The 11,879-nt window shown below is 45.7% G+C and carries 13 protein-coding genes; 12 read left to right on the top strand and 1 reads right to left on the bottom strand.

Going from position 1 to position 11,879, the window contains the following annotated elements:
- The first annotated feature begins 52 nt into the window (after positions 1–52).
- From cmk to B3850_RS07880, 7 genes are all read left to right on the top strand, one after another.
- On the top strand, positions 53–745 hold the full coding sequence (cmk, locus tag B3850_RS07910) for a (d)CMP kinase (RefSeq protein WP_058579134.1): 693 nt from the start codon (positions 53–55) through the stop codon (positions 743–745).
- A 110-nt stretch (positions 746–855) separates the two neighbouring features.
- Positions 856–2,532: a 30S ribosomal protein S1 gene (rpsA, locus tag B3850_RS07905; protein ID WP_053953800.1), complete on the top strand. Its 1,677-nt coding sequence runs from the start codon at positions 856–858 to the stop codon at positions 2,530–2,532.
- 44 nt (positions 2,533–2,576) lie between these two features.
- The gene (gene ihfB / locus B3850_RS07900; protein WP_053953799.1) at positions 2,577–2,852 is read left to right on the top strand and encodes an integration host factor subunit beta; all 276 of its coding nucleotides are present in this window, start codon (positions 2,577–2,579) and stop codon (positions 2,850–2,852) included.
- Positions 2,853–2,932: 80 nt separating this feature from the next.
- Positions 2,933–3,190, top strand: a complete 258-nt coding sequence (locus tag B3850_RS07895; RefSeq protein ID WP_053953798.1) for a lipopolysaccharide assembly protein LapA domain-containing protein — start codon at positions 2,933–2,935, stop codon at positions 3,188–3,190.
- An 11-nt stretch (positions 3,191–3,201) separates the two neighbouring features.
- Positions 3,202–4,359, top strand: coding sequence for a lipopolysaccharide assembly protein LapB (gene lapB, locus B3850_RS07890; protein ID WP_286873182.1), 1,158 nt, complete (start codon positions 3,202–3,204; stop codon positions 4,357–4,359).
- Between the two features lie 4 nt (positions 4,360–4,363).
- Positions 4,364–5,056 carry an orotidine-5'-phosphate decarboxylase gene (gene pyrF, locus B3850_RS07885; protein WP_286873184.1) on the top strand — a complete coding sequence of 231 codons (693 nt, stop codon included), beginning with the start codon at positions 4,364–4,366 and terminating at the stop codon, positions 5,054–5,056.
- A 110-nt stretch (positions 5,057–5,166) separates the two neighbouring features.
- Complete coding sequence (locus tag B3850_RS07880) at positions 5,167–5,472, top strand: ComEA family DNA-binding protein (RefSeq protein WP_273267469.1); 306 nt, start codon at positions 5,167–5,169, stop codon at positions 5,470–5,472.
- Positions 5,473–5,530: 58 nt separating this feature from the next.
- Here B3850_RS07880 and rne read toward each other — a convergent pair whose 3' ends face one another.
- Complete coding sequence (gene rne / locus B3850_RS07875; protein WP_286873187.1) at positions 5,531–8,419, bottom strand: ribonuclease E; 2,889 nt, start codon at positions 8,417–8,419, stop codon at positions 5,531–5,533.
- A 456-nt stretch (positions 8,420–8,875) separates the two neighbouring features.
- On the opposite strand from rne, the gene rluC reads away from it, so the two are divergent.
- The 5 genes from rluC (at position 8,876) to rpmF (ending at position 11,878) form a co-directional block, all read left to right on the top strand.
- Complete coding sequence (gene rluC, locus B3850_RS07870) at positions 8,876–9,823, top strand: 23S rRNA pseudouridine(955/2504/2580) synthase RluC (RefSeq protein WP_053953794.1); 948 nt, start codon at positions 8,876–8,878, stop codon at positions 9,821–9,823.
- Positions 9,824–9,837: 14 nt separating this feature from the next.
- Positions 9,838–10,497, top strand: a complete 660-nt coding sequence (locus tag B3850_RS07865; protein WP_053953793.1) for an HAD-IA family hydrolase — start codon at positions 9,838–9,840, stop codon at positions 10,495–10,497.
- Entirely contained in the window at positions 10,494–11,087 is a 594-nt protein-coding gene (locus B3850_RS07860; RefSeq protein ID WP_053953792.1) for a Maf family protein, read from the top strand. The genes B3850_RS07865 and B3850_RS07860 overlap by 4 nt, the downstream gene beginning before the upstream one ends.
- A 76-nt stretch (positions 11,088–11,163) precedes the next feature.
- Positions 11,164–11,691 carry a 23S rRNA accumulation protein YceD gene (yceD, locus tag B3850_RS07855; RefSeq protein ID WP_053953791.1) on the top strand — a complete coding sequence of 176 codons (528 nt, stop codon included), beginning with the start codon at positions 11,164–11,166 and terminating at the stop codon, positions 11,689–11,691.
- A 16-nt stretch (positions 11,692–11,707) separates the two neighbouring features.
- Positions 11,708–11,878 carry a 50S ribosomal protein L32 gene (gene rpmF, locus B3850_RS07850; RefSeq protein ID WP_011234590.1) on the top strand — a complete coding sequence of 57 codons (171 nt, stop codon included), beginning with the start codon at positions 11,708–11,710 and terminating at the stop codon, positions 11,876–11,878.
- The last annotated feature ends 1 nt before the right edge of the window (position 11,879 follow it).

Genomic DNA, 11,879 nt, shown 5'->3' with positions numbered 1-11,879 from the left:
CGTATAATTGCGCCGCTAAAAGCTGCAATACGCAGAGCAAATTGAGGATTTTATGGCAACGCATATCCCCGTCATTACAATTGATGGTCCTAGTGGTGCAGGGAAAGGCACTATCAGTCGGTTACTCGCAGAAAAGCTGGGTTGGCACTTGCTTGATAGCGGTGCGATATATCGTGTACTGGCTTTGGCTGCGATTCATCATGACTTCACGCCGGAAGATGAGGAAAGCCTGGTGGCTTTAGCCGCTCATTTGGATGTTAAATTTGAAGCAGACGAAGAAAAGTCACTAACGCATATTATTTTAGAAGGCGAAGATGTCACCATGACAATACGCACTGAAGAAGTGGGTAATATGGCCTCTAAAATTGCGGCTTTACCGCGTGTACGCGAGGCGTTGTTGCGTCGCCAGCGCGGCTTTAAAGACTTACCAGGTCTGGTGGCGGACGGCCGGGATATGGGGACAGTGGTATTTACCGACGCAGACGCCAAAGTGTTTTTAACTGCGTCGCCGCAAGAGCGTGCCCAAAGACGTTTTGATCAATTGAAGGAAAAGGGCTTTGATGCTAATATTGATCAATTAGTGAACGAAATTAAAGAACGCGATGATCGCGATATGAATCGCTCTGTGGCGCCATTGAAGCCCGCGGAGGATTCTTTGTATTTAGATTCTACCGACACGCCTATTGATGACGTGTTGGAACAAGTATTGACGTTTGCCCACAGCAAACTCTCAGAAACTAGCTAGGGCTTGGCCCTAATTAGGGGTTCACAGTAAGGATACAGGTGAACATTTTTAATAACCCCGCTGCATACGGAATTTCAGTGGACGTCATTTATTAAGCGAAGTTAATTATTATGTCAGAAAATTTTGCACAGCTGTTTGAAGAAAGCCTGAAAGAAGTCGAAACTCGTCCGGGCTCGATCGTAAAAGGCACAATCGTCTCTATCGCAAAAGACTTGGTATTAGTTGATGCCGGTCTTAAGTCTGAAAGTGCGATTCCTGCAGAACAATTCCGCAACGCTGAAGGTGAGCTGGAAATCAACGTCGGTGACGAAGTTGACGTAGCCCTTGACGCTGTTGAAGACGGCTTCGGTGAAACCGTGCTTTCTCGTGAAAAAGCGAAGCGCTATGAAGCTTGGCTGCAGCTGGAAAAAGCTCACGAAGAAAACGCAACTGTTACTGGTTATATCTCTGGTAAAGTTAAAGGTGGCTTCACAGTTGACCTTGGCGGCGTTCGTGCGTTCTTGCCTGGTTCACTGGTTGACGTACGTCCAGTACGTGAAACAACGCACCTTGAGAACAAAGACTTAGAATTCAAAGTTATCAAGCTTGATCAGAAGCGCAACAACGTTGTTGTTTCTCGCCGTGCTGTTATCGAGAAAGAAAACAGTGCAGAACGCGAAGAGTTGCTTGAGAACTTGCAAGAAGGTCAGGAAGTACAAGGTATTGTTAAGAACCTGACTGACTACGGCGCATTCGTAGATTTAGGCGGCGTAGACGGCCTGTTGCACATCACTGATATGGCTTGGAAACGTGTTAAGCACCCAAGCGAAATCGTGAACGTTGGCGATGAAATCACTGTTAAAGTATTGAAGTTTGACCGTGAGCGCACTCGTGTATCTCTTGGCCTGAAGCAATTGGGCGAAGATCCTTGGGCAGATATCGCAAACCGTTACCCAGAAGGTCACCGTTTAACTGGTCGTGTTACGAACTTGACTGATTACGGCTGCTTCGTTGAAATCGAAGAGGGTGTTGAAGGTCTTGTTCACGTTTCAGAAATGGATTGGACTAACAAAAACGTTCATCCTTCTAAAGTGGTTAACCTTGACGACACTGTTGAAGTTATGGTTCTGGAAATTGACGAAGAACGTCGTCGTATTTCTCTTGGCCTTAAACAGTGCAAGCCTAACCCTTGGGAAGAGTTTGCTAAGAACCACAATAAAGGCGAGAAAGTTACTGGTAAGATCAAGTCAATCACTGACTTCGGTATCTTCATTGGCCTGGACGGTGGTATCGACGGTCTGGTTCACTTGTCTGACATCAGCTGGAACACTCCAGGTGAAGAAGCGGTTCGCGACTACAAGAAAGGCGAAGAAGTTACCGCTGTTGTTATGCAAGTTGACGCAGAACGTGAGCGTATCTCTCTAGGTATCAAGCAATTAGAAGAAGATCCGTTTAACAATTACCTGGCAGCTAACAAAAAAGGTGCTATTGTTGAAGGTACAGTAACTGAAGTTGACGCTAAAGGTGCTAAAGTTGAATTAGCAGAAAGCGTTGAAGGTTATGTACGTGCAGCAGACATCGCACGCGACCGCGTTGAAGATGCAAGCACTGAGTTAAGCGTTGGTGATAAAATTGAAGCGCGCTTCATGGGCGTTGACCGCAAAAACCGCACTCTGAGCCTGTCTATCAAAGCGAAAGACGAAGCTGAAGAGAAAGAAGCGGTAGAAAGCGTCAACAAACAGCAAGACAGCTCTGGTATCAACAGTGCTATGGCTGACGCGTTCAAAGCGGCGAAAACTGACGACTAAGACAGTTTTTCGTCGTAATAAACGGCTTTATCAGGAGGTAAGTTATGACAAAATCAGAGCTAATTGAACGGTTAACTTTGAAACATGAGTTGCCTCCTAAGCAAGTTGAGGCTTCTGTTAAAGAAATTCTTGAACAAATGGTGCAGTCCCTGTCTCAGGGGAAACGCGTTGAAATTCGAGGTTTTGGAAGCTTCTCTTTGCATTATCGTGCGCCACGTGTTGGTCGTAACCCGAAAACCGGTGACCCGGTTAATTTAGATGGGAAATACGTTCCTCATTTTAAAGCGGGTAAGGAACTGCGCGAGCGCGTCGATTTATAAAGTAGTTTTTTACGCTCGATTGATAAAAACGGCATGCTATACTGGCATGCCGTTTTTTTATAAATAACAGGTAAGCGAATATGCTCAGGAAGTTGCTTATTCTTATTCCCGTTTTGGCTATATTCCTTTTAGCCATGGCGTTTGGAGCCCAAAATACGCAAGTTATTAACGTCAATCTACTGGTTCTGAATGCTGATATGACCGTTGCGTCGCTGTTAGCAATTTTCTTTGGTGGCGGCGTTCTTGTGGGATTATTGGCCATGTTACTTTCTAACCTTTACTGGCGTTATCGCTGCCGAAAACTGTCGAAACTAGTCGCTAAGCAGTCGAACCAATGAGACAGAATTAAATGTTAGAGCTTCTTTTCTTACTTCTGCCAATTGCTGCCGCCTATGGTTGGTTCATGGGTCGCAACAGTGTGCGTTCAGAAGAGAGAAGAGAGCAAAAACGCTTTTCAAAACAGTACGCGACAGGTATTAATTTACTGCTCTCCGATCAGCCCGATAAGGCTGTCGATTTATTCGTAGAGTTGCTTGATGTTGATAGTGAGACTATTGAGACTCACTGGACGTTGGGCAAATTATTTCGCCGCCGAGGTGAAGTCGAGCGGGCAATAAAAATTCATAAGAATCTCACCTCACTCCCTAATTTATCTGAAAGTGATCGCCTAACCGCTATGTACGAGTTAGGCAAAGATTATTTAGCTGCCGGTATTTATGATCGCGCAGAGAAAATGTTTCAGGGTCTGCAAAGTAATAAGCTGTTTAAAGAGCGCAGTCAAAAGCACTTGCTTGAACTTTATGAAGCAACTCATGAATGGGATAAAGCCATTATTGTTGCTTTAAAACTGGTTAAACAGAACGTCTCTATAAAAGTGATTCTGGGACAATTGTATTGCGAAGTTGCTGACACGGCCGATCACTCGTCAGTAAGAGTGAAGTATTTTAATAAGGCATTAAAGCAGGATCCAAACTGCGTAAGGGCGTCTTTGTCCCTGGGACGTATTTATCTGGAGCAGGGCGATAATAACCAGGCAATAGAGTACCTCACGAAAGTAATAGACCAGGACAAAGCCTACGTTTGTGAAACAATTCCGTTACTAGAGCAAGCGTATGAAGCGAAGAGAAACAGTCATGGCTTTATCGACTTTTTACACACTTGTGTAGAACAAGAAGCGGGAATTACTGCGGTTATTAAGCTGTCTGAGAAAATGGCTGAGTCACAGAGCATTGAAGATGCTGAAAGCTTCATGGCAAACGCGTTGGAGAAGCATCCAACCATGCGCGGCTTTCATCACTTAATGGGTCTGCATATAAAAGCAGCCGACGTGGGCAGTGCTCGAGACAGTCTTAAGCGTCTGCAGCGCATGGTACATGAGCATATTGTGCAGAGACCCAATTATAAGTGTTATCACTGTGGTTTTTCAGGACATACCCTTTATTGGCAATGTCCGTCATGTAAGAGCTGGTCAACAACAAAACCGATATTTGGATTAGATGGTGAATAATCGAATGGAATTACCAAAAATTTATGTAGCGCTAGATTATCAAAATGCTTCGGACGCAGATGCGTTAATTGAACAATTACCGTCAGGGAAAGTAGGTTTAAAGGTAGGAAAAGAATTATTCACTTCAGCCGGACCACAGTGGGTTGCGAGCCTGGTAGAAAAGGGCTTTTCTATTTTTCTGGATTTAAAGTTTCACGACATTCCTAATACCGTCGCTAAAGCCGTCACTGCGGCCGCAAAGCTTGGGGTCGATGTTGTTAACGTTCATGCCAGTGGTGGCAGCCGTATGATGAAAGCAGCTGCAGATGCGCTGAAAGAAACGGATAACCCGCCCTTGCTTATTGGTGTGACGGTGTTGACCAGTATGGATGAAAGCGACCTAAAAGAGCTGGGGATTTCTAAGAGCGTCAATGAGCAGGTTGAGTATTTAGCGAAACTGGCTAAGTCATCGGGCCTGAAAGGTGTTGTTTGTTCTGCTCAGGAAGCAAACATGCTAAAAGCAGCCTGTGGTAACGACTTTAAATTAATGACCCCCGGCATAAGGCCCGAAGGCAGCAGCAAAGATGATCAGCGTCGCACAATGACGCCTGCTGAAGCGGTAACGGTCGGCGTTGATTACATGGTGATAGGACGACCTATTACGCAGTCTCCTAATCCGGCACAAGCTGTCGAGAACATACTGGCAAGTATAGCTTAGTGGCGTATTGAGCTGTCTTATAAATCGTAATTTGAGAGAGCGCCGGCAAAAAGCGTTTATAGTATGGCCACTGCAGTGACGCAGTGGTTATCAAAAAGGATGAACATACTATGACATTTAAAATGCTACCTATTGTTTTGGCGTCATTTATTGGCTTTTCAGCTCATGCAATGCCAACAGTTTCCCCTTCGCCAATTGCATTACAAGCTGAAGCGCAGACGGGTGTAAATATCAATACGGCATCGGCTCAGGAAATAGCATCAGCGTTAGTGGGTATCGGTATTAAGAAAGCAGAAAAACTGATTGAAGTGCGCGAGCAGCTCGGCGGCTTTACTGAAGTAGAACAGTTACTTGATGTAAAAGGTATAGGCCTTAAAACACTTGAAAAAAACCGCTCGAATATTCGTTTGAATTAGCAGTAATGAAGATAAAAAGAAAGCCAGTAAACAGGGATTGTTTACTGGCTTTTTTGTGCTAGTCACATTTCGTCATTTCAGCAAATGAACGGGAACGGGCATTGGCATAGCCTGCCGTTTGTTCATCTCTGACGAACGTTAAACGACTTTCTCCTGAGGCAACATTCAGAGCCTGGAAAGGCGTTTGTCTTTCAACTGCAGATGCTTTAGTCATTGGAGAAAAGGCTGAGCCACTAAGACCACGAGCTGGAATTATCGGAGTCTCGTTAGACTCTTTATTTTCCCGGTTTTGCTTACGTTGCTGTCCCGCTGCTCTTTGATGTCTTGGAGAACGGCGTGAACGGTTGCGCGCTTTTTTCTCAGAGACGTCTTCTTGAGCTTGTTCCGCAACTGGCTCCGAAGCTTCACTTTCCACTGAAGGAGCTGACTCTGATTCAGTCTCCGCCACTTCAGCAGGTTCTGTCGTATCGCTAGCTTCTGTTGCTGCAACAGTTTCCGGTTGCTCAGGCTGTGATTCCTCGGCACTTGGCTCAGGAGTCTGAACCTGGTTTTCCGGAGCTTGCTCTTCCTGTTTCGGAGCTTCTGAGGCTTCAGGAGCAGGTTCCTCAGCAGACTTTTGCTCGTTAACCGGTAAGTGCTCTTTGCTTTCAACAAGTTCAGCAGCTGCCTGAATGCGAGGATCTAAAGTACGCTGTTGAGTTTGCTCATTGGTATTTTTCTCTACCGGTGCTGATGACTCAGCATTTTGCTCAACTGGCTTTTTCGCTTCAGCTTCTTTAGCGACAGAACTATCTTTCTGAGCCTGAGGAGCTGGCTGTTGTGATGCCTGGTTCTCAACTGAACCATCGCCTTTAACGCGAACGGATTTTTCCATTGGTTTACGTTGGCGGCGAGGCTTAACTTCTTTCGGTTTCTCAGGCGCTGCCTCAGTTTGCGGCGCTTGCTCAGCGCTTTGCTTCACCTGAGCATTAGCACCTTGAGCATTCTGTTGCTGGTTACGATTACGTCCGCCGCGACGTCTACGATCGTTTCTACCGCGGTTCGGCTTGTTATTTGAACCTTTCGTTTCATCTGCGCTCTTATCCGATTTCGCAGAATCTGCAGCCGCTTTGTCCGCCGTATTATTACGACCTTGCTGCTGACGATTAGCAGGACGACGACCACGGCCACGGCGGTTATTGTTGTTTCGACGCTGGTTTGGTCTACGCTGATTAGAACTTTGCTTGTTCTTATCGGTTTCTTCTTCACTCTCGAAAAGTTTACCCAGCCAAGTCGATAAGCGTTTTAATAAAGACGGTTTCTCAGGCTGTTTCGGTGTTGGTGCAGGAGCAGGGGCCGGCGCTGCACTTGGCGCTTGTAAACCTTTTAGTGCCGGTTCGTCAAACTTAGCGGACTCTTGAGTTAAGGTGATAGAAACCGATGACTCGTGTTGCTCTGGCTTTTGCACCAACTCAAAGCTTGCCGCTTCTGGCACTTCATCATCACGAATACGCAATACTTCGAAGTGTGGCGTTTCTAAGTGATGGTTTGGAATAATCACGATTTTAACATCATGACGCTTCTCAATATGATTGAGCGACTGACGTTTTTCGTTCAACAAGTACGTTGCTACGTCTACCGGTACTTGTGCATGAACCTGTATGGTGTTGTCTTTCAGCGCTTCTTCTTCAATGAGACGCAGAATAGACAAGGCTAACGAGTCACTAGAGCGAATAGTACCCTGACCATTACAGCGAGGACATACATTGTTTGCCGACTCACCAAGTGACGGACGCAGACGCTGACGAGACATTTCCATTAAGCCAAAACGCGAAATGCGAGCCACCTGAATACGGGCACGGTCTTGTGCAAGACTGTCACGTAGTCGATTTTCAACGTCGCGTTGGTGTCTGGCGGGTGTCATGTCAATAAAGTCGATAACGACTAAGCCACCAACATCACGAAGTCTCAGTTGACGCGCAATTTCTTCAGCCGCTTCCAGGTTTGTTTGCAGCGCTGTTTCTTCAATATCGCCGCCTTTAGTTGCGCGTGACGAGTTGATATCTATTGAAGTCAGAGCTTCGGTCGGATCAATAACAATTGAGCCACCTGAAGGTAGACGAACTTCACGTTGGAAAGCTGACTCAATTTGGCTCTCAATTTGGTAATGGCTGAATAATGGAACATCGCCTTCATATTGCTTAACGCGCTGCAAGAAGTCAGGACGAATAATTTGAATATGATTACGTACCTGCTCGTAGACTTTCGGGCTATCGATAAGCACTTCGCCAATGTCACGACGTAAATAGTCACGAAGGGCGCGGAAAATGACGTTACTTTCCTGGTGAATCAAGAATGGAGCAGGGCGCTCGGTAGCCGCTTTGCTAATAGCTTCCCAATGATGAATAAGAACGTTTAAGTCCCACTCTAATTCTTCTTTTGATTTGCCAACACCTGCGGTACGGACAATAAGGCCCATTTCTTTCGGTACGTTAATTTCCGACAGGGCTTCTTTCAAGGCAGAGCGTTCGTCGCCCTCAATACGGCGCGAAATACCGCCGGCACGAGGGTTGTTTGGCATTAATACCAGATAACTGCCTGCCAAAGAAATAAAGGTTGTTAGTGCCGCGCCTTTCTGACCACGCTCTTCTTTGTCGATTTGAACAATGACTTCCTGACCTTCAGAAACAACGTCTTTAATGTTTGGACGTCCCTGGAAGGTATATCCCTCTGGAAAGTAAGTCTTGGCAATTTCTTTTAAAGGAAGGAAACCATGACGCTCTGCGCCATAATCGACGAAAGCGGCTTCGAGGCTGGGCTCTATACGGGTTATTTTACCCTTGTAGATATTCGCTTTCTTTTGTTCATGTCCTGGACTTTCAATATCCAGATCGTAAAGGCGCTGGCCGTCGACCAACGCAACACGCAACTCTTCTAGCTGCGTGGCGTTTATTAGCATTCTTTTCATTACTGTGACTCAATGTTTCCGGGCCACAATATGACACACACACTCTGGTGCTCGTGCGATTATCGAATTCGTCTGTTGTACAGGCTTAGCGCCTGTGCCACCCGTCATTGAAACGTGTGGTTAAAATGATTTTGACTGTGCCGATAACACCATTACATCCGGTGTCATATTGTCGCTATATGTTACGTCTGCAATCGCTCTTTCTTTTGAGCGAGGTTTCTCTGTTCTTTTTCCGTGCCATCAACATCTCGGATTTTTGCTTATTCTCTTTGATTAAGACTTTTCAACCGTATGCTGATGTGGATAATGCGTCGCTCTGTTGACACGATTGCGCGAATTAGTTTCTTTGTCTGCCATCCACGATGGACTTTGACACTTAATTATTTCACGAAAAACGCCGAAAATACAAGCGCTAATTTCACTGAATATTGCTAGGAAGCGTGCTAAAATACCGCCATGAAAAGCATTCAACAAAAAGTCCGCTGGCATACCGTACTGACCGATGAATCGGGGCAGCGCCTGGACAATTTCCTTATTGCCCAATTAAACAAAGTGCCAAAGTCACTGGTTTATCGAATTATTCGTAAAGGCGAGGTGCGGGTTAATAAAAAACGGGCTAAGCCAGACTATAAAATAAATAGTGGCGACTTAATTCGGATTCCGCCGGTAAAAGTTGCTGAAAAGGCACCTTTACCTTCGGCTAAACTCGATAAAATAGCCCGGCTGGAAGAGCATATTCTGTACGAAGATGCGTCTTTTATTGTCGTCAATAAACCTTCGGGTCTTGCTGTGCATGGTGGTTCGGGACTAAACTTCGGGCTAATTGAAGGACTTAGGGCACTAAGGCCTAATGACAAACACTTAGAGCTTGTGCACCGAATAGACAGGGATACCAGTGGCATTCTTTTGGTTGCGAAAAAGCGCTCAGTGCTGAAGTTACTGCATGAACAGTTGCGCAACAAAGAAATGAATAAGCAGTATTTGGCGTTAGTTAGAGGACAGTGGCAAAAAAGGGTGCGTATGGTAGAAGCACCTCTACAAAAGAATACGCTTCAATCTGGTGAACGGGTTGTTCGTGTCAGTGCAGAAGGTAAACCGTCGCAAACGCGCTTTCGTATTTACCAGCGCTACGCCGAGGCGACCCTTGTAGAAGCATCGCCGTTGACTGGCCGGACGCACCAAATTCGAGTGCATTGCTTGCACGCAGGACACCCTATCGCTAAAGATCCTAAATATGGTGACACTGACTTTGACGAGTTAATGGCGTCTAAAGGACTGACGCGACTATTCTTACACGCCTGGAAGCTTTCATTTAAGCACCCAGAAACGGAAAAAGACGTGCAGTTCGAAGCGCCCTTAGATGAAAACCTCAGCGCGACGCTGTCGAAGCTAACCAAACAATGATGTAGGTTGCCGTAATGTCGAAATTTCAATTCGTTGTTTTTGACTGGGATGGAACCTTAATGGATTCCATTGGCCGTATCGTTTCGTCAATGCAGCGGACTGCCGAACACATTGGTTTAGCTGTACCCTCAGAGCAGGCGACAAAAGATATCATAGGGCTTAGTTTGGAGCCTGCTATTGAAAGGCTTTTTGGTGTTTTGGACTCCCAAAAAAAGCAGATTTTTTTAGAGCGTTACAAAGACGAATACGTCACACTGAACACAGTAGCATCGCCCATGTTTGACGATGCCGTTAACTCGCTTGAAGCGTTGCGTTCAAGCAATGTGCAACTTGGGGTTGCAACTGGCAAAGCTCGAAGAGGCCTGGACAGAGTGTGGCAGGAAACGAATATGGCCCAGTTCTTTCCTTATTCCCGTTGCGCCAATGAATCAAAAGGCAAGCCGAACCCAGATATGCTCATAGAATTAATGCATGAGGCAGGCTATTCGCCTGACAATACAGTTATGGTGGGCGACTCAATACATGATATGAAAATGGCCAGTGCCGCTGGTGTTTTCCCTATTGGAGTGACTATGGGCGCGCACCGGGCCGACCAACTAAAAGCGGCAGGCGCTGAATATATTGCGTCATCTCTGACTGAACTTTCGAACTTTATTTTAAAGGAGAGGTTATGACACTCCCCCTAGTGCTTGGCTCTGGTTCAAAATACCGTCGGGCTATAATGGACAAACTGCACTTAATTTATAACGTCGTAAAGCCAGACATTGATGAGTCTGCAGTTAATGAAGAGCAGCCAGAGCAGCTGGTAGGGCGTTTAGCGGAAGAAAAAGCACAAGCTGTGGCGAGAAAACTTAATGGTGAACCATCTATTATTATTGGTTCCGATCAAGTCGCGGTATGCGACGGCTTAATTCTTGGCAAGCCGGGTACCGAGGAAAAAGCCATTGAGCAGCTAAAAAGCTTTGTGGGCAAAACGGTGACCTTTTATACAGGGCTTGCTGTATTAAACTCCCAAACTTCTCAGTGCGAAGTAAGAATTGAACCGTTCTTCGTAACCTTTCGGGATAATATAACGGCTGATGAAATAGCTCGTTATGTTGAATTAGAGCAACCGCTTGATTGTGCCGGCAGTTTTAAAAGTGAAGGCCTGGGCGTCAGTTTGTTCAGTGAAATGAAAGGGAATGACCCTAATACTCTTATTGGACTTCCGACGATTGCGCTACTGGATATGCTAAGATCTCAGGGAATTAATCCACTGAGTTAATTAATTGTAGATAATTGTCGGTAACGTCCGATTTATCTTGCCACTGAACACCAACTTAAGGTAACATTCGCGCGCTATGCAAAAGGTTCGTATTCCCGTAACGGTAGACCCCGTAAAATGTGCCAATAAAAAGGTCATTTACGAGGGCTTAGTACCAGCAAAAACGTTAACTCGGTTTCAGGAGTTGCTCGTAGAGTCATGTCCTGATCCTGACGTCAAAGTTGAGTTTGGTATTGATGAACAAGGCATAAGCTATTTTGCAGGTGACGCAAAGGTACATGTTCAAGTACGTTGCGAACGCTGCAATACGCCTTTAGCAGTTGATATTTTTGCGCAATTTGCGTATGCTCCTGTCACTAAGCGGCAGGTGGCTGATGACTTCCCTGAAAGCTATGAAGCTATCGAGGCGAATGAATTCGGTGAAATCAATCTGCATGGGCTTATCGAAGATGAATTAATTCTGGCAATGCCTTTAGTACCTAAGCACGACGCTAAGTCTTGTCAGGTAGACCGTGATGCGATGACATGGGGCGAAATCGACGAGTCTGATAAAGACGAATCTGATAACCCATTTGCCGTATTACAAGAATTAAAGCGTAAATAATCAGGAGATAGCGTAAATGGCTGTTCAAAAAAGTAAGAAAAGTCGTTCAAGACGCGACATGCGTCGTTCACACGATGCGATAGACGGCCCAACACTGTCGGTTGACTCAACTACGGGTGAGACGCATCGTCGTCACCACGTAACAGCCGACGGTTATTATAAAGGTCGCAAGGTCGTTAATAAGTAAG

The sequence above is a fragment of the Idiomarina sp. UBA4520 genome (assembly GCF_002388365.1).
Taxonomy (GTDB): Bacteria; Pseudomonadota; Gammaproteobacteria; order Enterobacterales; family Alteromonadaceae; genus Idiomarina; species Idiomarina zobellii.
This window is presented reverse-complemented; position numbering and strand designations above follow the sequence as displayed.

Bases quoted from the DNA above. Each gene is read 5' to 3' on its own strand.
- rluC (WP_053953794.1), top strand. From the start codon at position 8,876: ATGAAAAGCATTCAACAAAAAGTCCGCTGGCATACCGTACTGACCGAT.
- B3850_RS07880 (WP_273267469.1), top strand. From the start codon at position 5,167: ATGACATTTAAAATGCTACCTATTGTTTTGGCGTCATTTATTGGCTTT.
- B3850_RS07860 (WP_053953792.1), top strand. From the start codon at position 10,494: ATGACACTCCCCCTAGTGCTTGGCTCTGGTTCAAAATACCGTCGGGCT.
- lapB (WP_286873182.1), top strand. From the start codon at position 3,202: ATGTTAGAGCTTCTTTTCTTACTTCTGCCAATTGCTGCCGCCTATGGT.
- pyrF (WP_286873184.1), top strand. From the start codon at position 4,364: ATGGAATTACCAAAAATTTATGTAGCGCTAGATTATCAAAATGCTTCG.
- yceD (WP_053953791.1), top strand. From the start codon at position 11,164: ATGCAAAAGGTTCGTATTCCCGTAACGGTAGACCCCGTAAAATGTGCC.
- rpsA (WP_053953800.1), top strand. From the start codon at position 856: ATGTCAGAAAATTTTGCACAGCTGTTTGAAGAAAGCCTGAAAGAAGTC.
- B3850_RS07865 (WP_053953793.1), top strand. From the start codon at position 9,838: ATGTCGAAATTTCAATTCGTTGTTTTTGACTGGGATGGAACCTTAATG.
- rne (WP_286873187.1), bottom strand. From the start codon at position 8,419: ATGAAAAGAATGCTAATAAACGCCACGCAGCTAGAAGAGTTGCGTGTT.
- ihfB (WP_053953799.1), top strand. From the start codon at position 2,577: ATGACAAAATCAGAGCTAATTGAACGGTTAACTTTGAAACATGAGTTG.
- cmk (WP_058579134.1), top strand. From the start codon at position 53: ATGGCAACGCATATCCCCGTCATTACAATTGATGGTCCTAGTGGTGCA.
- B3850_RS07895 (WP_053953798.1), top strand. From the start codon at position 2,933: ATGCTCAGGAAGTTGCTTATTCTTATTCCCGTTTTGGCTATATTCCTT.
- rpmF (WP_011234590.1), top strand. From the start codon at position 11,708: ATGGCTGTTCAAAAAAGTAAGAAAAGTCGTTCAAGACGCGACATGCGT.